At 60.0% G+C, this 21,403-nt stretch carries 16 protein-coding genes, 1 other RNA gene and 1 pseudogene; 6 read left to right on the top strand and 12 right to left on the bottom strand.

Annotated elements, in window-relative coordinates:
• Positions 1–234: 234 nt before the first annotated feature.
• The 3 genes from Q6A47_RS22460 to radA all read right to left on the bottom strand — a co-directional run bounded on the left by Q6A47_RS22460 (position 235) and on the right by radA (position 3,224).
• Complete coding sequence (locus Q6A47_RS22460; protein WP_039580337.1) at positions 235–1,212, bottom strand: FecR family protein; 978 nt, start codon at positions 1,210–1,212, stop codon at positions 235–237.
• 68 nt (positions 1,213–1,280) lie between these two features.
• Positions 1,281–1,784, bottom strand: coding sequence for an RNA polymerase sigma factor (locus tag Q6A47_RS22455; RefSeq protein WP_304485431.1), 504 nt, complete (start codon positions 1,782–1,784; stop codon positions 1,281–1,283).
• Between the two features lie 72 nt (positions 1,785–1,856).
• A complete protein-coding gene (gene radA, locus Q6A47_RS22450; RefSeq protein WP_304485430.1) occupies positions 1,857–3,224 on the bottom strand; it encodes a DNA repair protein RadA in 1,368 nt (455 codons plus the stop codon).
• 175 nt (positions 3,225–3,399) lie between these two features.
• Between radA and mscL the strand changes: the two genes are divergently transcribed.
• Entirely contained in the window at positions 3,400–3,813 is a 414-nt protein-coding gene (mscL, locus tag Q6A47_RS22445) for a large-conductance mechanosensitive channel protein MscL (protein WP_304485429.1), read from the top strand.
• Positions 3,814–3,904: 91 nt separating this feature from the next.
• On the opposite strand, the gene Q6A47_RS22440 is transcribed toward mscL, so the two are convergent.
• Positions 3,905–4,681: a ferredoxin--NADP reductase gene (locus Q6A47_RS22440; protein ID WP_304485428.1), complete on the bottom strand. Its 777-nt coding sequence runs from the start codon at positions 4,679–4,681 to the stop codon at positions 3,905–3,907.
• A 197-nt stretch (positions 4,682–4,878) separates the two neighbouring features.
• Between Q6A47_RS22440 and Q6A47_RS22435 the strand changes: the two genes are divergently transcribed.
• Together Q6A47_RS22435 and Q6A47_RS22430 are read left to right on the top strand one after the other, a co-directional pair.
• Positions 4,879–5,592 carry an autoinducer binding domain-containing protein gene (locus Q6A47_RS22435; protein WP_304485427.1) on the top strand — a complete coding sequence of 238 codons (714 nt, stop codon included), beginning with the start codon at positions 4,879–4,881 and terminating at the stop codon, positions 5,590–5,592.
• Positions 5,593–5,681: 89 nt separating this feature from the next.
• Positions 5,682–6,806, top strand: coding sequence for a methyltransferase (locus tag Q6A47_RS22430; protein ID WP_304485426.1), 1,125 nt, complete (start codon positions 5,682–5,684; stop codon positions 6,804–6,806).
• A 272-nt stretch (positions 6,807–7,078) separates the two neighbouring features.
• Here the strand turns inward: Q6A47_RS22430 and Q6A47_RS22425 are convergent, their stop codons facing one another.
• From Q6A47_RS22425 to Q6A47_RS22415, 3 genes are read right to left on the bottom strand one after another with little or no spacing between them, the layout of a single operon-like run.
• Positions 7,079–7,219 (bottom strand): DUF2474 domain-containing protein, encoded by a 141-nt coding sequence (locus Q6A47_RS22425; RefSeq protein WP_037028932.1) that lies wholly within the window; start codon positions 7,217–7,219, stop codon positions 7,079–7,081.
• 13 nt (positions 7,220–7,232) lie between these two features.
• Complete coding sequence (cydB, locus tag Q6A47_RS22420; protein ID WP_304485425.1) at positions 7,233–8,240, bottom strand: cytochrome d ubiquinol oxidase subunit II; 1,008 nt, start codon at positions 8,238–8,240, stop codon at positions 7,233–7,235.
• A gap of 3 nt (positions 8,241–8,243) precedes the next feature.
• Entirely contained in the window at positions 8,244–9,680 is a 1,437-nt protein-coding gene (locus Q6A47_RS22415) for a cytochrome ubiquinol oxidase subunit I (RefSeq protein WP_304485424.1), read from the bottom strand.
• 355 nt (positions 9,681–10,035) lie between these two features.
• Here Q6A47_RS22415 and Q6A47_RS22410 point away from each other — a divergent pair, with 355 nt between their 5' ends.
• Positions 10,036–10,314, top strand: coding sequence for a PA2433 domain-containing protein (locus tag Q6A47_RS22410; protein ID WP_304485423.1), 279 nt, complete (start codon positions 10,036–10,038; stop codon positions 10,312–10,314).
• Positions 10,315–10,419: 105 nt separating this feature from the next.
• Positions 10,420–10,811: a transfer-messenger RNA gene (gene ssrA / locus Q6A47_RS22405) on the top strand.
• Between the two features lie 76 nt (positions 10,812–10,887).
• Here ssrA and Q6A47_RS22400 read toward each other — a convergent pair.
• The gene (locus tag Q6A47_RS22400) at positions 10,888–11,112 is read right to left on the bottom strand and encodes a hypothetical protein (RefSeq protein ID WP_116889250.1); all 225 of its coding nucleotides are present in this window, start codon (positions 11,110–11,112) and stop codon (positions 10,888–10,890) included.
• Positions 11,113–11,644: 532 nt separating this feature from the next.
• Positions 11,645–12,841, bottom strand: a complete 1,197-nt coding sequence (locus tag Q6A47_RS22395; RefSeq protein WP_304485422.1) for an IS256 family transposase — start codon at positions 12,839–12,841, stop codon at positions 11,645–11,647.
• Between the two features lie 127 nt (positions 12,842–12,968).
• Between Q6A47_RS22395 and tnpC the strand changes: the two are divergent.
• Positions 12,969–14,282: pseudogene (gene tnpC / locus Q6A47_RS22390) on the top strand (IS66 family transposase); the annotation flags it as partial.
• A gap of 277 nt (positions 14,283–14,559) precedes the next feature.
• Here the strand turns inward: tnpC and Q6A47_RS22385 are convergent.
• Genes Q6A47_RS22385 through Q6A47_RS22375 form a run of 3 tightly spaced genes read right to left on the bottom strand, consistent with a single transcriptional unit; the run spans position 14,560 to position 21,034 of the window.
• Positions 14,560–17,754, bottom strand: coding sequence for a type I restriction endonuclease subunit R (locus tag Q6A47_RS22385; protein ID WP_304485421.1), 3,195 nt, complete (start codon positions 17,752–17,754; stop codon positions 14,560–14,562).
• Positions 17,754–19,061, bottom strand: a complete 1,308-nt coding sequence (locus Q6A47_RS22380; protein WP_304485420.1) for a restriction endonuclease subunit S — start codon at positions 19,059–19,061, stop codon at positions 17,754–17,756. Before Q6A47_RS22380 ends, Q6A47_RS22385 begins: the two co-directional genes overlap by 1 nt.
• Positions 19,058–21,034 (bottom strand): type I restriction-modification system subunit M, encoded by a 1,977-nt coding sequence (locus tag Q6A47_RS22375; protein WP_304485419.1) that lies wholly within the window; start codon positions 21,032–21,034, stop codon positions 19,058–19,060. Before Q6A47_RS22375 ends, Q6A47_RS22380 begins: the two co-directional genes overlap by 4 nt.
• Between the last annotated feature and the right edge of the window lie 369 nt (positions 21,035–21,403).

Raw genomic sequence — 21,403 nt, 5'->3', positions numbered from 1 at the left:
TGGTCACTGCGAAGGCTCGTCTGTTGTAGGCGTTTTCTAGTAATGAAAATCAATCTCAACAATCAGACGTGCAGGGGCGGAAAAGTCAGTAAGGAAAAATGAAAAAAGATGCTCAAGGCAGCAATGGCAGCGGCTGCGCGGGGATGTCAGCTCAGTCGCCGCGCCTGCAAAAGTAGCGCGCGACCTGCGGCAGCCGCGATTGGCCGCCCATAGAGGTGCCGAGGCGCGACGGGGTCAGTAGATGACGGTCAGGCCGGGCAGTTCGAGCCGACGGGCCTGCAGCTCATCGCTCAACACCGCGCCGACGGTGGCCAATTGGTCGAGGCGAAACACCCCGCTCACCTCGCGCCGGGCCAGTTGCTCATTCAAAACCAGCCATTGCCCGCTGCGGTAGTGATTGAGCCGAGCCACCACATCGGCCAGCGGCTGGCGCTCGAACACCAGCACACCGCGCGCCCAGTCGGTGGCCCGTTGCAGGTCCTGCTGCGGCCAGGGACGCACACCGTCTGCCTGGTCGTAGCGCACCGCCTGCCCCTGCTCCACCACTTGATCGGCGCGCCCCCGGTCCGGCGAGTTGAGCAGGTGCACGGCCACCCGGTGCTCGAGCATCCCGACCCAGCCGCCTGCGCCCGCATCGCCGACCACGAAGCGCGTACCCAGCGCGCGGGTGGTGGCGCCAGCATGCTCGACCACGAACGGCCGCGGTTCCTGCGCCGAAACCGGCGCGGCGCTGAACACCGCTTCTCCCGCCAGCAAGCGCACACGGCGCTGCTGGTCATCGAAGTCCAGGGCAATGGCGCTGCGGGCATCCAGGTCGACCTGGCTGCCATCGGGCAGCGTCACCTGGCGCACTTCACCCATGCCGGTGACGTAGTCGGCACGCCATTGCAGCAGCCAGTGCGGGGCCTGCGCGACACCGAAGGCCAATACCAGCAGCGCGGCGACGCCGGTCATGGCCTGGCGCAGGCGGGAACGGCGACGCAGCGGACGGGCGGCGGCACGAGGGCGCGAGGACGTCAACGCGGCCAATCCGCCGAGGTCGGCCCAGGTTGCCTGGGCGAAGGCATAGGCCTGGGCATGCTGCGGGTCGGCAGCGCACCACTGGGCCAACGCCCGTTGCTGCGCCGGGTCGAGTACGCCACTGGCGGCGCGCACCGCCCACTCGGCGGCCTGCTCGCGAATCGCTTGCTCGGGCGGGTTCTGGCTAGTCACACGGTTCTCTCGCGATCTGGTTATGTCTGGGCTGACGTCTGAAGGGGCGTTTTTCAGTAAACCGTTGGTCAGCCATCCTCGTCCAGGCACTGCATCACATAGGCCAACGCCTTGGCCAGATGCTTCTGCACGGAACTGTCGGAAATACCCAGGTGACGGGCGACCTCGGCGTGGGTCATGCCCTCCAGGCGATTCAGGCGAAAGACCTGCCCAGTGCGCTCGGGCAGCGCCTGGACAATCGCCAGCAAGCGCCGCAAGTGCTGCTCGCGGGCGACCTGCTCGTCCAATCCCGGACGGTCCTCGACGATGCCTTCGAGGGCTTCGTGGGGCACCAGGTCGGTCTTGCGTCGCTGCTGCTGGCGCACGTGGTCGATCATCAGGTTGTGCGCGGTGCGGTACAGGTAGCCAGGCGGGTTATCCAAGGGTTCTTGACGCTGCTGCTCGGCCAGGCGCAGGAAACTCTCCTGCACCAGGTCAGCGGCCAACTGCGGATCGCGCACCTTGCGCGTGAGCAGGCCCTGCAAGGTTTTCGCATGCTTGATGAACAAGCGCTTGAGGTCGGACTCCGCCACACGCACTCCCGCTGGTGCTCGCAAGGTGGCGGAATGCTACTCGCTACTGAGAATCAGTTGCAAGTGAGTCGATCACTCGAACAACGCGTCCAGCGCCTGCTCCAGTCGCGTCACCGCGATCACCTGCAGTCCAGCCGGCGCTTCCTTGGGCGCGTTGCCCTTGGGCACGATGGCGCGCTTGAAGCCGTGTTTGGCCGCTTCCTTGAGACGCTCCTGGCCGCTGGGCACCGGGCGCACCTCGCCGGACAGACCGATTTCACCGAACACCAGCAAGCCGTGGGCCAGCGGGCGGTTGCGCAGGCTGGACATCACCGCTGCCAGCAGCGCCAGGTCCGAGGCAGTCTCCAGCACCTTGACCCCACCGACCACGTTGAGGAACACGTCCTGGTCGTGGGTGGGAATGCCGCCGTGGCGGTGCAGCACCGCCAGCAACATGGCCAGGCGGTTCTGGTCCAGGCCCAGGGTGACCCGGCGCGGGTTGGCCAAGTGGCTGTCGTCGACCAGCGCCTGCACCTCCACCAGCATCGGTCGGGTGCCCTCCCAAGTCGCCATCACCACGCTGCCGGGCACTTCCTCCTGGGTCCGGTTGAGGAAGATCGCCGAGGGGTTGGAGACTTCCTTCAGGCCACGGTCGGTCATGCCGAACACACCCAGTTCGTTGACCGCGCCGAAGCGGTTCTTCACCGCCCGCAGCAAACGCAGGCGGCCGTCCGATTCGCCTTCGAAATACAGCACGGTATCGACCATGTGCTCGAGCACCCGCGGCCCGGCCAGCGAGCCTTCCTTGGTGACGTGGCCGACCAGGAAGATCGCCGTGCCGCTCTGCTTGGCGTAGCGCACCAGCAGCGCCGTGCTCTCGCGCACCTGGGCCACGCCGCCGGGCGCCGATTGCAGTTGCTCGGTGAAGATGGTCTGGATCGAGTCGATGACCATCACCCGCGGCTTTTCCTGGCGAGCGGTGGCGATGATGGTTTCGATGCAGGTCTCGGTCATCACCTTGAGCTGGTCCTGGGGCAAACCCAGGCGCCGCGAGCGCATGGCCACCTGTTGCTGCGACTCCTCGCCAGTGACGTACAGCGCCGGCATGTGGGTGGCGATGTTGCACAGGGTTTGCAGCAGGATGGTGGACTTGCCGATGCCCGGATCACCGCCGATCAGCACCACCGAGCCGTCGACCAGGCCGCCGCCGAGCACGCGGTCCAGTTCCGTACTGCTGGTGGTGAAGCGCGGGATTTCCTCGACGCTGACTTCGGCCAGGGTCTTGATCGGCGCCTGCTGCCCGGTCCAGCCGGCGCGCCCGGCCGGGGCCGCTGCAGCGCCGCTCTCGATCATGGTTTCGACCAGGGTATTCCAGGCGCCGCATTCACCGCACTGGCCGGCCCATTTGGGGAAGGTCGCGCCGCACTCGGTGCAGCCATACAAGCGCTTGGCCTTGGCCATCGGGTCAGTCTCCTGGGCAAAGACCGCCATGATAGCCGAACGCGCGCGTGCCTCGGCGGCAACGGCCAGCGACAAAACTATTCAGGCTGATGGCAGTCTGTACCCCACGCAGTACAAGAATCGATTCCGTGGCTTACACTGCGTTTACTCATCACTTGTTACAAAGGAAGAACACATGGGCGTGCTCAACGAATTCAAGGCCTTCGCGGTCAAGGGAAATGTCGTCGATATGGCGGTGGGTATCATCATCGGCGCGGCCTTCGGCAAGATCGTCTCGTCGTTCGTGGGCGATGTGATCATGCCGCCGCTGGGCCTGCTGATCGGCGGCGTAGACTTCAGCGACCTGGCAATCACCCTCAAAGCCGCCCAAGGCGATGTGCCGGCGGTGGTGCTGGCCTACGGTAAATTCATCCAGACGGTGATCGACTTCATCATCGTCGCCTTCGCCATCTTCATGGGCGTCAAAGCGATCAACCGCCTCAAGCGCGAAGAAGCCAAGGCCCCCAGCGTGCCCCCGGCCCCGACCCCGCAGGAAACCCTGCTCACCGAAATCCGCGACCTCCTCAAGAACAACAGCGGCAAGCTATAAGCGGCAAGCGGCAAGCGGGAGCGCGCACCGCACCGCTCCTACTTGCCGCTTGTAGCTTGCAGCTTGCAACTACCTGCCGCTTGCCGCTACCTCACCAATACGTCTCGACCGCGACTTGGCCGGGGCGTTTGCTGAGGCTCAGTTGCAGGTCGCGGGCTTTGAGGACTTTGCGGGTCTCGTCGATCATCTCCGGGTTGCCGCAGAGCATGATGCGCGAGTGCTCGGGCGACAGCTCCAGGCCCGCGGCGCGCTCCAGCTCGCCGGTTTCGATCAGCGTGGTGATGCGCGCGTTCAGCGCGCCGGGGTGGGATTCGCGGGTGACCACCGGGATGAACTGCAGCTTGCCGGCGAACTCGGTCAGGTATTCACGCTGCTCGAGGCCCGCGATCAGGTCCAGATAGGCCAGCTCCTTGGCTTCACGCACCGAATACACCAGTTTGATGGCGTCGAAGCGCTCCCAGGCCTCGAAGTCCTGGAGGATCGACACGAACGGCGCGATGCCGGTGCCGGTGGCCAGCAGCCACAGGTCGCGGCCGTCGACGAAGCGGTCCAGGGTCAGGTAGCCGTAGGCCTGGCGCTCGATCAGCAGGCTGTCGCCCTTCTGCAAGCGGCTCAGCTCGCTGGTGAATTCGCCATCCGGCACCACGATCGAGAAGAAATCCAGAAACTCGTCGTGCGGGGCGCTGACCATCGAGTACGCACGCCACACCACGCTGCCATCGGCCTTGGTCACCCCCAGACGCGCGAACTGGCCCGAGCGGAAACGAAAGCCCGGATCGCGTGTGACCCGCAGACTGAACAGGTTCGGCGTCAGTGGCTGCACATCGAGCAAGGTCTGGGAGGTGTATTTGTCGGCGCTGGCGGTCATGGGGGGCTCCTGGAATGATTGCGCCCAGTGTCTCGCAAACCGCCGCGAAGAAACACCGCACGGCTGTAGGCGTATAGCTTATGAGCAGGAAATTACCCTGCACTTCGTCGCTATAGCCAAAAATTCCCAGCGGTTTTTACAGCTTTTTCTACACTCAAGTGGGCAAGTCCAATCCTGGATCCAACTGGAGCAGCGTCATGCCGCACTGGAAGCAAGAAAAGCTGCAGACCCTGCTCGGGGAGCGGCACCCCGAAAGAATGTTCGACCAGGCCATCTTGCTGGCGCAAGAGATGGGCATGATGTACCTCGGGCTGGTGTTGCACCTGCACATTCCGGCACGTCACCCGCAGACCATCCTGTACAACAATTTTCCCCAAGCGTGGAACGAGCGCTTTCGCGCCGACCGCGATTTCATCCTCCAGGACCCGGCCATCAACCGCAGCCGCATCAGCGCCGTTCCGGTGCTGTGGGAGGATGAGCTGTACGACGAGGTGCCCGATTTTCGTGAGGCCGCGTGTACCCATGGCCTGCGTCATGGCTGGACGCAGTCGCTCTACGACCGCTACAACCACGAGAGCCAATTGAGCGTGGCACGCAGTCAGCGCCGTATTTCCGCCCACGAACTGCTCAGCAAAAGCGCACAGCTTTTATGGTTGCACAATGTGCTGCACGAGCTGATCTGCGAGCACCACCGCCGAGCGGAAAGCCCGTCCCATGAGCTGACAGAGCGCGAACTCGAAGTCACCAAATGGACAGCCGACGGCAAGACCGCTTCAGACATCGCCTGCATCCTCTCCCTCTCCCCCAGCACCGTGAACTTCCACATCCGCAGCGTCATCACCAAACTCGGCGTCACCAACAAGACCGCTGCCGTTGCGGTCGCCGCGGCTCGCGGCTTGATCTGGAAGTGACTGCCGCTGCCTGGCAAAGCCTGTAGAATCGAGCGTTTTCCAGCACGCAGACGAGCTCTGCGCGCACAGCCGTTTCGAGCCCGTTTCCCATGCCTCTGCTCATCAGCCCCTTCGCCGAACTCGACCTGATCCGCCAGCCGGAGCAGAACAACGACCCGCTACAGGCCTTCGACGCCGCCGACGAATACCTGCTCTCGCACTTGGCCACCCAGGCGCCCGCCGCCGACGCCCGGGTGCTGATTCTCAACGACAGTTTCGGCGCCCTGGCCGCGAGCCTGGCTGGGCAAGTGCAAGTGATCAGCAGCGGTGACTCGCACCTGGCTCACCTGGCGCTGGAGAAGAACCTGGCGCGCAACGGCAAGCCCTTCGACTGCGTGCCATTCGTGCCGGCCAGCGCCGCTTGGCAGGGGCCGTTCGACCGCGTGCTGGTGCGCGTGCCGAAGACCCTGGCCTTGCTCGAAGAGCAGTTGATTCGCTTGCAGGGCCATCTGGCGCCGGGCGCCGAAGTGATCGCCGGCGCCATGATCAAGCACCTGCCGCGCGCGGCGGGCGATTTGCTGGAGCGCTACATCGGCCCGGTGCAGGCGTCGCTGGCACAGAAGAAAGCGCGTCTGCTGACCGCCACGTTCGCCGAACGCCCACAGGCCGTGTCGCCCTATCCCACGCGCTACCGTCTGGACAGCCCGGCGCTGGAGCTGCTCAACCACGCCAACGTGTTCTGCCGCGAAGGCCTGGACATCGGCACCCGCGCCTTCCTGCCCCACCTGCCGCGCGACTTGGGCCAGGCACGTATCGCCGACCTGGGGTGCGGCAACGGTGTGCTGGGCATCGCCAGCGCGCTGCTCAACCCGCAAGCGCAGCACACCTTGGTGGATGAGTCGTACATGGCCGTGCAGTCGGCGCGGGAGAACTGGCAGGCGGCATTGGGCGACCGGCTGGCGGATATCCGTGCGGACGACGGGCTGGCGGGGCAGGACAAGCAGTCGCTGGACGTGGTGCTGTGCAATCCACCGTTCCACCAGCAGCAGGTGGTCGGCGATTTCCTCGCCTGGCGCATGTTCCAGCAAGCGCGCGAAGCGCTGGTGGTGGGCGGCGCGCTGTACATCGTCGGCAACCGCCACCTGGGTTATCACAGCAAACTGGCGCGGCTGTTCCGCGGCGTTGAACAAGTGGCCGCGACGCCCAAGTTCGTGGTGCTCAAAGCCCGCAAGTAATGCCTGGACATGTGTGGAGGTGGCCCCGGCGATGGGTGCGGCGAAGCTGAAAACCTGGGACCGCTGCGCGGTCCATCGCGACGCAAGGCCGCTCCCACAAGGGCCGGTGAGCTGCCAGAAATTGAGCAAGACAGTCGCGCCATTAGCCCCTTGCGCTCGATGATCTCCCAATCTGTCTGACACCGCGCCGGCTGCGTGGGAGCGGCCTTGCGTCGCGAAAAGGGCCGCAAAGCGGCCCCGGCGATCTCAAGCGAACACTGGCGCGTCCCCGCTCAATGGGTGGTCAAACCCGCCGCATTCATGAACAGGCGCATGCCATAGGCCACCACGCCCAGCGCCGCGACGCTCAGTGCCCAGATCAGCACCAACCAGCCCAAGCGCTGCCATAGCGGCTTCTTCTCTTCGACCGTCATCACCCTGCCCTCCTCAGTGATACCCGTCATCGTGGCGCACCTTGCCGCGGAACACGTAGTAGCTCCAGAAGGTGTACCCCAGGATCAGCGGCAGGATGAACAGCGTGCCCACCAGCATGAAGCCTTGGCTCTGCGGCGGCGCAGCGGCCTGCCAGATCGAGATCGACGGCGGAATGATGTTCGGCCACAGGCTGATGCCTAGCCCGCTGTAGCCCAGGAAGATCAGCACCAGCGTCAGCAGGAACGGCAGGTAATTGGCATGCCGCGCCACCGCCTTGAGCAAGCCGTAGAAGGTCACCAGCACCAGCACAGGCACCGGCATGAACCAGATCAGGTTGGGCATGCTGAACCAGCGCTCGGCGATCTGCCCGTAGGCCAGCGGCGTCCACAGGCTGACGATGCCGATCACCACCAGCAGCACCAGCGCCAACGGCCGGGCCAGGTCGTGCATCTGCTTCTGCAGCGGGCCTTCGGTCTTCATGATCAGCCAGGTGCAACCCAGCAGCGTGTAGGCCACGATCAACCCCACCCCACTGAACAGGCTGAACGGCGTCAGCCAGTCCAGCGTGCCACCGGCATAGTGCCGATCGACCACCTTGAAGCCTTCGATGAAGGCGCCCAGCGCCACGCCCTGGAAGAACGTCGCCACCAGCGAACCGCCGATGAACGCCTTGTCCCACAGGTGACGCTTGTCGTCGGTGGCCTTGAAGCGGAACTCGAAGGCCACGCCCCGGAAGATCAACCCCACCAGCATCAGCATCAACGGCAGGTACAGCGCCTCCAGCACCACCGAATAGGCCAGCGGAAACGCCCCGAACAGCCCCGCGCCGCCCAGCACCAGCCAAGTCTCGTTGCCGTCCCAGACCGGGGCGACGGTGTTCATCATCACATCGCGGTCACGCTCGCCCTTGACGAAGGGGAAGAGCATGCCGATACCCAGGTCGAAACCATCCATGACCACGTACATCATCACCCCGAAGATGATGATCACGGCCCACATCAGTGGCAGATCGATACCCATGGCTCAGTTCCCCTCGTTCAGGCTGGCGTGCTGCGGCGTACCGCGATCATCGGCGGCGGACAACGGCCGCGCCGGCGTGCGTTGCTGCCCCGGACCACCCGGCGGCTGACTGTCGCCCTCGTCGCTGGCCGGGCCCTTGCGCACCAGGCGCATCATGTAGCCCAGGCCGGTGCCGAACAGCGCGAAGTACACCACCACGAACATCACCAAGGTGAAGCCAAGCTGCAGGGTGCTGTGGTTGGACACCCCATCGGCGGTGCGCATCAGCCCATACACCACCCACGGCTGGCGCCCCACCTCCGTGGTGAACCAGCCAGCCAGAATGGCAATCAGCCCGGACGGCCCCATCCACAGCGTCAGGTACAGGAACGGCCGCGAGCTGTACAAAGTGCCGCGCTTGCGCAGCCACAGGCTCCACAGACCGACCAGGATCATCAGCATGCCCAGCCCGACCATGACCCGGAACGACCAGAACACGATGGTCGAATTGGGCCGATCCTCAGGCGCGAACTCCTTCATGGCCGGCACTTGCTGGTCCAGGCTGTGGGTCAGGATCAAGCTGCCCAGCGCCGGAATCTCGATCTTGAACCGCGTGGTCTCGGCCTGCATGTCCGGCAGCCCGAACAGGATCAGCGGCGTCGGCTCGCCCGGCGTGTTCTCCCAGTGCCCTTCGATGGCCGCGATCTTCACCGGCTGGTGCTTGAGCGTGTTCAGGCCATGGAAGTCGCCGATCACCGCCTGAATGGGCGCGACGATCAACGCCATCCACATGGCCATCGACAGCATCTTGCGCACCGCCGGGTTGTCCCGCCCGCGCAGCAGGTGCCAGGCCGCCGACGCACCGACGAAGAACGCCGTGGCCACGAACGCGGCCGTGGCCATGTGCATCAGGCGGTAGGGGAACGACGGGTTGAAGATGACCAGGAACCAGTCCATTGGCACCACACGACCGTCGATGATCTCGTGGCCCTGGGGCGTCTGCATCCAACTGTTGGAGGCGAGGATCCAGAAGGTCGACACCAGCGTGCCGATCGCCACCATCACCGTGGCGAAGAAGTGCAGCCCTCGGCCCACGCGGTTCCAGCCGAACAGCATGACGCCCAGGAAACCGGCTTCCAGGAAGAAGGCGGTGAGCACTTCGTAAGTGAGCAGCGGACCCGTGATCGACCCGGCGAAGTCGGAGAACCCGCTCCAGTTGGTGCCGAACTGATAGGCCATGACCAGCCCGGAGACCACGCCCATGCCGAAGTTGACGGCGAAGATCTTCGACCAGAACTGGTAGAGGTCACGGTAGACGCGGTTGTCGGTCTTCAGCCAGAGGCCTTCGAGCACCGCAAGATAGCTCGCCAGACCAATGGTGATGGCCGGGAACAGAATATGGAAGGAGACGGTAAACGCAAACTGGATTCGGGCGAGCTCCAAGGCTTCCAAACCGAACATGATGCTTCCTCTTCAGGTAATCAGGCGTTCGGGCTCGTGACCCGCACGCTCACTGCCCCTACAGATGATCGAGTGCGCTGTTGTCGGATTGTTCTGTTCGATCGCAGGGAACCTGGCCGGTCGGCCATATCGTTGCATCTGGAACGATTGATCCAGATCAACGACTGAAGCCAAGCATAGACCCGAACGCCAGCACAGGCTGTGTGGTTGTTTGCCGCGTGACCGGTTGCCTCACCCTCTTTACCTTCGCAACATTTCGTGCGCAAACCTCCGGCAACGCCAATGGAACCCTTGGCCAAAGGCCACAGTCCACTTTTCAGGCCCACTTTCCCGCGGCCTTCACGAGGAGACACCCATGAAAGGTACTGCGTTTTCCGCCGTATTCGCGGCTGCCACCCTGCTGGCCTCGCCGGTGTTCGCTGCCGACGACCTGTGTGCGATCAACCTGCAGAAGATCAACGACGAAATGGCCACCACCGGCGCCACCTCCGAAGACCTGGTCGATACCCTCAATAAGCACATCGACAAAGCCAAGGCCGCCCAGGCCAAAGGCAACAAAGAGGAATGCATTACCATCACCAACCAGGTGCTGGAGCGTCTGAAACAGATTGAAAAAGGCAGCAGCGGCGCCTGATTCAGGGCCGTGGAAAGGGCGGCGGCACCCGCTGTCGACGCCGCCCGTGTAAAGGCGTATACTGCGCGGCACGTGTCGCGAGATACGTCAGCTAGAGCTGAGTGTGGGGCCGATTAGGATTCGACGCCGGTCGCGAAACTCTAGGTGCATGCCGAGTTGGTAACAGAACTCGTAAATCCACTGTTGCAACTTTCTATAGTTGCCAATGACGAAAACTACGAGGGCTACGCTCTCGCTGCGTAAGCAGCTGAGCCCGCTCTCCTGGTAGCTTCGGCTCCAGCAATCACCAGGGGATGCCTGTAAACCCGAAGTGATTGTCATACAGAACAGGATCGTCGTGTAGCACGTTGGGGGCAAAGCGACTAAAACTTACCCAACTCGTCCAAAGCACCCTGCCACTCGGGCGGCTGCGGATTAACTCAGTTGAGATGGCTAAGCATGTAGTACCGACAGCGGAGTACTGGCGGACGGGGGTTCAAATCCCCCCGGCTCCACCAAATCCGAAACAGAAGAAGACGCCTTTGGGCGTCTTTTTTTGTGTGCGGGATTCAGTGCCTCAAAGGCAGCACGCCATCACCTTTCCCCCTCCTCCCTCATCACCTCCAGCTTGGCGAACTGCTCGCTGGCCAGCCGGCTGATGATTCGGATCGCCTGATGAATGCCCGCGGTGTTGCGGACGCTCAGTTGCGGGTTGTGCTCACACTCCAGCACCTCGTCATGCTGGACAAGCGCCTCGCCTAATAGCTCGAGCGTCCAGACGTAGCTTTGGAGGGTAGACAAATGCTCACGGTCAGTCATGGGACACCTCCTGCTTGGCGCAGTCGGCGAGGGCTTGGCTGTCGATCGGGTAGAAAGCTGGGGATGGGGTGGCCGCAGGGGTTGGCCGGCGGAGAGCGGATGCGGGGATCCTGCTCAGAATGCGAATTAGCATGCATGAGGCTCCAAGTTTGAGGTTGGAGCTACCACGATCCTTCCTACGGGATTGGGTGGCAGCTGTGCGTGGGGTAGGAATACCGGGAAACTTGGAACCCGGCCAGGCCAAAGCCTGCCCACACACAGCCGCCATGACATCACAGCAGACGCAAAAAAGGCGCCAGCCGATGTGATGGGGCGCCTTGTGCGAGCGCCAAGTTTACCAGCAGGTTCCTACACCTGGTCGCAGATTTTGCTGCGACTTGGGGAATGTAGCCTTGAGGCGGACTTATTCGCAACCGCTAATGGGAAGGAAATTTCCTTAAAGTGGGTAGTTTGTAGTGACCTACTAATCCCGGAGGATCGTGTCCCAAGAAGTGGTGTAACTCATCATGGCGCTGGCCACTGAGTTTGCTGTTTAGTTGATTACGGCCGACAGCTTGGCCTGTGGATTATCACTGACGGATTCAAAGGCCTCCAACTGCATATATCGCCGTTGCAGGCACCATTCGTCGTTCTGCTCCAGCAGCATCGCCCCTACCAGCCTTGTGATCGCAGGATCGTTGGGGAAGATGCCCACGACGTCGGTGCGGCGCTTGATCTCTGCGTTGAGCCGCTCCAGTGGATTGGTGCTGTGCAGTTGCTGTCGATGCGCTTTGGGAAACGCCATGTGCGCCAGCACCTCGTCCTCGCACCCGTCCATGAGTGTTGCGATCTTGGGGTACTTTTCGCGCAGTTGGTCTGCAACCAAGCGCCACTGTTGGTGGCATTCAGCGCGGCTATCTTGGGCGAAAACCGTGCGCAGAAGCGCCGCTACCATGGTGCGCTGGCCCTTGCCGACATGGGCCATGGCGTTGCGCATGAAGTGTACGCGGCAGCGCTGCCAGGTCGCGTTGAAGACCTTGGAAACCGCAGCCTTCAAACCTTCGTGGGCATCGGAGATGACCAACTTCACGCCACGCAGGCCGCGCCGCATAAGGCTTCGCAGGAAGTCCGTCCAAAACGGCTCGGCCTCCGACGGCCCAACCCGCATGCCCAAGACTTCGCGGCCACCATCCGTGTTCACGGCCACGGCAATTATTACGGCGACCGAGACGATGCGTCCGGCCTCCCGCACCTTGACGTACGTGGCGTCGATCCACAGGTAAGGCCAGTCGCCTTCCAGAGGGCGATCAAGGAAGGCGTGGACGCGTTCATCGATCTCGCCAGCCAGCCGTGACACCTGGCTCTTGGAAATGCCGGTCATGCCCATGGCCTTGACCAGCTCGTCCACCGAACGCGTTGAAACGCCTTGGATATAGGCTTCCTGGATCACCGCCGCCATGGCCTTCTCGGCAGTACGACGAGGCTCAAGAAAGCCTGGGAAATAGCTGCCCTGACGCAGTTTCGGGATCTTGAGATCGACATCGCCAGCGCGGGTTTGCCAGAGGCGATCCCGGTAGCCGTTGCGGCTGTTTATCCGGTCAGGGCTTTTAACGTCGAAGCCGGCGCCGCACAGGCTTTCGACATCGAATTCCATCATGCGCTGGGCAACGAACTGGATCATTTGCTTGATCAGATCAGCGTCTGCCCCTTTCTCAACCAACTCGGTCAGTGCGATAGTGGGCTTGGTCATCGTGGTTTTCCTGGTGAGTGTTAGGTCTTCGCAAACTCAACGTTAGCCAAGAACCACGATGACCACCCTCTTTCGCCCGCTGGGCGCCTTCGGCTGGTTCAGTTACACCACTTCTCGGGACACGATCATGCCTTCAGTCGGTGACGCCGATGAGAAAGTCGTTGCACCCACAGTGCGTCGTGGCAAACGCAAGCCGTTTTCAGCCAATCTGCCGCGTATCGAAGTCATCCACGAACTGCCCGAACACGAACTGACCTGTGCTTGCGGTTGCCGCAAACATGCCATCGGGGAAGAAACCAGTGGGCAACTGGATATCGTGCCGATGCAGATCCGGGTCATCAAACATATCCGCAAGATCTACGCTTGCCGTGGCTGTGAAGCCGCACCGGTCACCGCCGACAAGCCCGCCCAGTTGATCGAGAAAAGCATGGCCAGCCTCAGCGTGCTGGCCATGCTACTGACCACCAAGTATGTCGACGGTTTACCGTTGCATCGGTTTGAAACGGTACTTAGCCGTCACGGTATCGATATCCCTCGGCAAACGCTGGCACGCTGGGTGATCCCGTGCAGCCAGCATTTCCAGCCATTTCTTAATTTGATGCGTGATCGGTTGCTGGAAAGCCCAGTGATTCACTGCGATGAAACCCGTGTACAGGTGTTGAAAGAACCGGATCGAGATCCGACCAGCCAATCCTGGATGTGGGTGCAAGCCAGTAGCCCCCCGGATCGAAAAGTTGTGCTGTTTGATTACACGTCCAGCCGTGCGCAGGGGGTGCCGTTGCGCTTGCTGGAGAGTTACCGTGGCTACGTCATGACTGATGATTACGCCGGCTATAACGCGTTGGCGTTGCAGCCGGGCGTGGAGCGACTGGCGTGCATGGCCCATGCGCGACGCAAGTTCTTGGACGCGCAAAAAGTGCAGCCCAAAGGTAAAACCGGACGGGCTGATATCGCGCTGGCGATGATCAACAAGCTGTACGGCATCGAGCGCGAGCTCAAGGACGTCAGTGATGAACAGCGGTTTACTGGTCGACAGGAGAAAAGCCTGCCGATCCTGACACAACTGAAAAGCTGGCTGGATAAAACCCAGTCGCAGGTGACCGCACAAAGTGCGTTGGGCAAGGCAGTGCATTACCTGGCGAATAACTGGAGTCGACTGGAGCGCTATGTCGAAGCGGGTTACTTGCCCATCGATAACAATACGGCCGAAAGAGCGATCAAGCCGTTTGTCATAGGACGCAAGGCCTGGCTGTTCAGCGACACCGTCAACGGCGCCAGTGCCAGCGCGAAGATCTACAGCCTGGTCGAGACCGCCAAGGTCAACGGCCAAGAGCCTTATACGTGGCTGCGCCACGTACTTGAGCGGCTACCGCACGCCTCGTCGGTAGCAGACTACGAAGCGCTGCTACCGTGGAACTGCTCGCCAGAGATGCCACGGTAACTCGTTACCCCACTGTTGGGCAGGTGGGGTTTATGGATCGCGTACGAAGACTATACACATCCCGGGCAAAAAGGTGCTAGCGAAATGCTACAAACCTATTTTTTTCTGAGACCATCCACTCTACAAGCTATAACTGGTCTCTTTATATCCTGCCCCCAAAGAAATGTGCCCAGCCAACAGCTGTATATATTGACGGCGTCTAGGGATCGGTAGCAGCTACGCCCAGGGCGTGACGTAGCTAATGCAGGCTTGCTATCCATAACGGCATGGCAGCCTTTCAGCCACCGAGGTCATTCAGCGTAACTGCCGACTTGAGCATTTTCAGAATCACTAAAGCAAAGGCCCGGCTCTTCGTCTCGTTATCCAGCACCTCAAGCGACAGCTTCTCGTGATCAGTCATGGCGTCAAGTACTGTGTCGAGCACACGCTTTGGAAATAGGCCGTGCATCACCTGATTCACTGAGTGGCTATTTACTTGAGCCATCACATCTTCCTGACGACTGATGCGCTGGGCGATGCCGGTGAGGAATTGAAGCTGGTCGTCATCGCTCACCTCTGCGCCGAAAATATCGTTGAGCGCTTCGATGATTTCTGACAACCGTTTCTTTTCTGGGTCATGCGGCTTGCCGCTGCCAACATCATTGCCAGGTTTGAGGGAGTATTCGCCCTCTTCCTCACTCAGGCGCAATTGGTGTTCGGCACGCTTGCTCAGGCGGTAATGGCTCAGTTGCAGCTCGCCCACGTCTACGTCGTCTTGTTGAAGGCGATCCACCCGTAACAGGGGGTGCAAGTGCTTGGCATAAACACAGAGCTGCTCCAACTCGTGATCCTCGTAGGGCACGATCTGCGAGAGGAACTCGTATAGGCGCACGAAGCTTTGTAGGTTCTTGCGGAACAGATCAAGCTGGTCAACCTGCTCGCCAGCCTCTTTCAACGCATGTTCAGCTTTTTTCAGGGCGGCGCTGTCGCCATGGGCTTCAGCGGTGTGTTTGTAGTCCAGCGCCTGCTGGCGCGACTCCAACGAAAACGCATAACGCTTGGCAAAGCGCTCCTTAGCGGGAGTGCAGTAGAAGCTGAGCTTGCTGGCTGCCGCCTTGGGGTCGAAGAAGCCCATGGCGAACGCCTCAACCTCCTGCCAGTAATAGATCCCCTCGGCATCCAGTTTCTTCTGCAGGTCATAGATAATCTGCGGGTCAGTTACGTCGGTCAGCTCGGCTTTGGTGTAGTACGGCAAGAACGCGTCGAGAATGTCCTGCGGCTCATTGAAAAAATCGAGGATGAAGGTTTGCTTGTTGTCACCAAAGGTGCGATTCAACCGCGATAAGGTCTGCACGCAGTCCACACCTTGCAGCTTCTTATCCACGTACATGGCGCACAGTTTGGGTTGATCGAAGCCGGTCTGGTACTTATTGGCGGCAATCATCACGTTGAAGTCTTGAGTGTCGAAAGCGTCCGCCAGGTCGCGACCATTCAGGCCTGCGTTGAGCAGGCCGCTGTTTTCCGTCACCTCTTCGGGAATCACCTTATCCGGCAACACGCTGCCGGAGAACGCCACCAGCGGGTGTACGTCTTTGTAACCCATCTGCTGTACGTAGGCTTTCACTGCCAACTGATAACGCACTGCTTCCTGGCGGCTGCTGGTGACGACCATGGCTTTGGCTTGGCCATTGAGCAGGCCACGAATGTTGGCGCGGAAGTGCTCGACGATCACCTCAACCTTTTGACTGATGTTGTAGGGATGCAAACGCACCCAGCGCGCCAACTTGATGCGCGCTTTTTTGCTGTCCACCTCGTCGTCCTCTTCGCCATTCGGGTGGGCAATCTTCCACGCGGTGCTGTAGGTTGTGTAGTTGCGCAGTACGTCGAGGATGAAACCCTCTTCGATAGCCTGGCGCATGGAATACAGATGAAACGCCTCCGGCTTGTTGCTGGAACTGGCCGGAAGCCTCGGGTCGGCTGGGCGACCGAATAGCTCAAGAGTCTTGGCTTTGGGCGTAGCAGTAAAGGCGTAGTAGCTGATGCGCTCATTCGGTTGGCGCGCTTGTACAGCGGCGTCCAGAAGGTCTTCGGCGCTGACTTCTTCGGCATCCAATGCATCGCTACCGAGAATTTGTTTCAGCTTGCTGGCCGACGAGCCGGTTTGCGACGAGTGCGCCTCGTCGGCAATGACTGCATAGCGCCCGCTCGCCAACTTGGGATATTTATCCAGAGCGTCGAACAGCGCAGGGAAGGTCTGGATGGTGACGATGATGATGCGCGTCTGCTCCGCCAGCGCTTCCGCCAATTGTTCGGATTTGCTCTGGTTGCCGACGTCACGACTGATCGGTTTGACCACGCCTTGAGCGTGTTCGAATTGATAAATGGTGTTCTGCAACTGGCTGTCGAGCACAGTGCGGTCGGTGACGACGATTACCGAGTTAAACAGCCGCTGTCCTTCTGCGTTGTACATCGAGGCGAGTTGATGCGCAGTCCAGGCGATGGAGTTCGATTTGCCGGAGCCCGCGCTGTGCTGGATCAGATAGCGCCTGCCCGGCCCTTCGGCATGGGTGGTTTCAATGAGTTTGTTGACCACTTCCCACTGGTGGTAACGCGGGAAGATCATCGTTTCCTTTGTCACCAGAGTGCCGTCAAAGCCTTCGCTGGCTTTCTTATCCAAGTGTAGAAAGCGCCCCAGCACTTTTAGCCAGGCATCTGGCTGCAACAGGCGTTGCCACAGGTAGCTGGTGGCGTATTGGCTGTCATCGTCAGGCATCGGGTTGCCCGCGCCGCCTTCCTCACTGCCGAGATTGAACGGCAGGAAGAAGGTGTCTTTACCCGCAAGTTTGGTGGTCATCGCCACTTCGTTCTGGCCCACGGCAAAGTGCACTAGCGCACCACGTTTGAAGGTCAGCAGCGGCTCAGGTTTGCGCGTTAGCGGGTCTTTTACTGGGCGGTCATTACGATACTGGCGCTTGGCGTTTTCCACCGACTGCTTGAATTCGCTCTTCAGCTCTAGCGTCGCAGTGGGGATACCGTTGACGAACAGCACCAGATCCAGACGCGGGTTGTAACTCTGCCCGCTGCTGCCAGCATCACGCGCATGCGGTGAGTAGGATACCTCCGGCACCACCCGTAGGCGGTTGCACTGGTAGCGCTTGAGGGTATCCGGGTTCATGCCGTGATCAGGCTGAAAGCTGCACAGCTCCACCTTCACCGCCGGCAGCTTGAAGCCATGGCGCAGCACATCCAGGGTGCCGCTCTTCTCCAACTCGCGCACCAGCTTTTGCACCAGCACATCATCTGGGTTGTTCGGGTTGGCCTTGACAAACTTGTCCCAGCGATCCGGCCAAGCCTCCTTGAAATAGCCCAGCACATCCTCGGTATACAGCGCTGTGCGGCGGTCGTAGCCGCTGGCGGTGCCAACTAGCCAACCTTGGGCGGCCAGGGCGCCGATGATGTCCTGCTGGAATTGCGCTTCCTTGCTGTCCGCCATTACACGGCCTCTTCTGCTAGTTCGGGGGATGGCGTGTTGACCTGAGGCTGCCAGCCGCGCACGTCGATTTTGCCGGTGACAGCGGCGGAGATTAGGGTAGAACGGCGTTCCGACAAAAACTTACTCGCCTGCTCACAACACAATATCAATTCATCAATTCTTGTTAGCTGGTTTTCCAGATACCTAACAATCTCCAATTGCTCTGCTTTTGCAGGGAGAAACACCTCAATCTGTTCGAATTTCTCAGGCTCTATCCGCCACTGGCTAGGACGAATGCCGTTAGAGATGGACAGATATACCTTTGGCATATGACTGGCGCGAAATAGATAGTGTAAAAATTTTGATGATTCGCCATGAGAGGGACGGTAGACAACATAGTCAGGACTAGTTATCCCTTGGTGGTCGGACACGCCAAGCGAGCCCTGCCAAGCTTTCATTTTATTAACTACCAAATCACCAGCCATGACCAATTGGTACAGCGACAAATCATCAGGAGTCTTATTATTGTTGTCGTTGCGTGAGCTTTTTTTAATAACGCCATAATCGCGATACACAGACAGGACCTCCATATCCGTGTACCCCTGCTGCTTACTCTGCGTGAAAAGCCGCTTCACTTTTCGGCTTCGCCAATGCGCCGGCACCTCGCCTAGCCACTGAACGCCGGAGTCTTTCATCTGTACCGTGGGATTGAGCCCTTTGGTGACGGCGAGTGAGATGGCTGCCTGGCGCTTTTCTTTAAGTAGTTGGATCAGACGCTGTTGTTCTTCGATCAGCGCGTCGATGCGGGCGGTTTCGTGGTCGAGGAAGCGGGCAATTTGAACTTGTTCTAACAACGTTGGAACATGAAGACGCTCAGAAAGGCTCTCTTTCTTAATGTGCTTCATGGTGCTGCCATGAGCGTCAAAATCTGCCAATTTCGGTGCGACAAGCTTTATTAAATAGAACAAAAACTGTTGATCAGCCTCATCTGAACACGTGACTTTAAATATATGCTGATTCAACCAGGCGTCGCCACCTGACCAAATGAACGAGTCGATCGTCGCAGACCATGAAAATAGTAAATCGCCATCATTAACCCGGACACAATCATCAAGCTCTCCGGCGTAATAATTTGGCGCGCTATCACCTGTAAGCTGAGCGATACGGATAATTGGAAGCCCTTCTACACCCCAGTCATCCGGCTTGAATGGGTAACCGTTCTGATAGTCGGCAAGATACTTTAATGCGGATCTAGGCCAATCAGCAGGTACAGCCCCTTGCCATTCGACACCTGAGTCCTTGTAGACCGGATATGCTGGAAAACTCATGCCGATAGCCCCTCGATCATCTGCTTGATGCGATCGGTGCAGGTTTTCAGATCACGGTCGATTTCGATAAGAGGACGCGGCGGCTGGAACACGTAGAAGTGACGGTTAAACGGGATCTCGAAACCAACAATGCCGATCTTGCCGTCCTGAGCATCGGTTTTGCTTTCGTCGATCCAGGCATCCGACACATGGGGGATGACTTCGCGCTGGAAGTAGTCGTACACCGACTCGCCCAGCGGCACATTCTCGTTATCTCGAAGGCCCGCATCCGCCTCCGGCTCGTCTTTGGTCATGCAGATATCCGCCTCGGGGTCGCGCTCGCTTAAGGCGCTAAGCAGGGCTTTTAGCTCTGGCGCGCTGAGATTGACGTCGTGCGCTGCCAAGGCTTTTTTGAGCAGCTTGCTGAATTGTTCGCGGTTGCGGTGCAACACGGTGGCGTCCATCGCGTGGAGGGCGGCTAGCAGTTGCTGCTGGGCCGCGCTGGCGAGCTTTTGCAGGGCCTTTTCTTCCAATACCTTGACGATGCGCTCGGCGCTGGTCTGGAAGTTCAGGCGCAGCGGACGCTCGACCGTGATACGCCGATAGCCGAAGGCATCAATGGGGAAAATCTTGCTCTGTGCGGTTTGCTCCAAACTGCCATACAGGCGTACCAGTTCGTTGATTTGATCCTCGGTGATGTATTGGCGTTTGCTGCCCAGCGACTTACGCATTTTGGCGTAGTGCTGGCTGCCGTCGATCAACTGCACCTTGCCCTGCCGTGCAGCGGCTTTCTTGTTGCTGAGTATCCATACATAAGTGGCGATGCCGGTGTTGTAGAACATGTCAGTCGGCAACGCCACGATGGCTTCGACCAAGTCGTTCTGCAGCAGATAGCGGCGAATCTCCGACTCACCTGAACCCGCTGCACCGGTGAACAGCGGCGAACCGTTGAGGATGATGCCGATGCGCGAGCCACCTTCGCGCGGGTCACGCATTTTGCTGACCAGATGCAGAAGGAACAGCAGCGAACCGTCGGATACTCGCGGGAGGCCCGGGCCGAAGCGGCCGTCAAAACCCTTGTGGCTGTGCTCGTCGGTGATCTGTTTCTGCACCTTCTTCCATTCCACGCCAAACGGCGGGTTGCTGAGCATGAAGTCGAAGCGGTTGTCGGCCAGTTGGTCGTTGGAGAGGGTATTACCAAGCTTGATGCTGCCCACGTCCTGCCCCTTGATCAGCATGTCCGCTTTGCAGATGGCGTAGGACTCGGGGTTCAGCTCCTGGCCGTGCAGAGATACGCTGACCTTTTCGCTGATGGACTGGATGTACTCATCCCCCTCAGACAGAAATCCACCCGTCCCCGCAGTTGGGTCGTAGATGGTGACGATGCTGTTGGGCGCGAGCTTGTGGTCCTGATCAGTGATCACCAGCGAGGTGGTGAGGTGAACGATATCGCGCGGAGTAAAGTGCTCCCCCGCAGTTTCGTTGGAGCTTTCCGCAAACTTGCGGATCAGTTCTTCGAAGATGATGCCCATGCCGAAGTTGCTGATGAATTCGGGGCTGAGATCGGTAGCCGCGAAACGCTGTACAACCTGATACAGCAAATTGGCGCTTTCCAGCTGCTGAACGAAATCCTCGAAATGGAAGTACTCGAAGATTTCCCGGGCGTCCTTGCTGAAGGCCTGCACGTAGCTCATAAGGTCGGAAGCGGTCTGTGTATCTGACACTGTGCCAAGGGTCAGCGGCGAGGCATTGAAAAATTGCTGGCTGGCCGCGCGCAGCAGAATCATCTCACGCACGGTATCGGGGCGGCCTTCCTGAGCGAAAGTCTGCTTGATCACTTCGTCCTTGGTCGGCGCCAGCACGCACTCCATCCGCCGCAGCAAAGTGAACGGCAGAATGATGCGGCCATATTGGGACTGTTTGAAATCACCACGCAGCAGGTCGGCAATCGACCAGAGAAAGGCGGCCGTCTGGGAATGATTTTCCGTGTTCACGCAACAATTCCTTGGAGTAGGGGCAAAGCAGCGAGTCTAACACTGTGGGTGCCTACCTGGAGCCTCCGCTTTAAGTTGTGAACAGTCGCCAGTCGCCGGATTGAGTCCGCTTATGGCCGATTTTTGCCAGTGCTGACAGCTAGCTAGAGGCAGTTCACTGCCAATCGTGGTTGCGAAAGTTCTGGCCAAATCGACTGTAAACAGGTGATCAAGTGGGGTGCAGTATTCCAACTGGTATTCCGGGAGAGTGTCAGATTTTTTGTGTGCGGGCCGCTAACGGCCTGCCGTCAGGCTGGCCATGCTTTTACCAGGTCGGCCTGATAAATCGATCTCCGTACAGAATCGCGAATTGATTCATCGCATTTTTCC

Origin of the sequence: Pseudomonas boreofloridensis, from assembly GCF_030580795.1 — a bacterium.
Classification (GTDB): Bacteria; Pseudomonadota; Gammaproteobacteria; order Pseudomonadales; family Pseudomonadaceae; genus Aquipseudomonas; species Aquipseudomonas boreofloridensis.
Note: the sequence above shows the minus strand (reverse complement) of the source record. Positions and strands in the feature narration are given on the sequence as shown.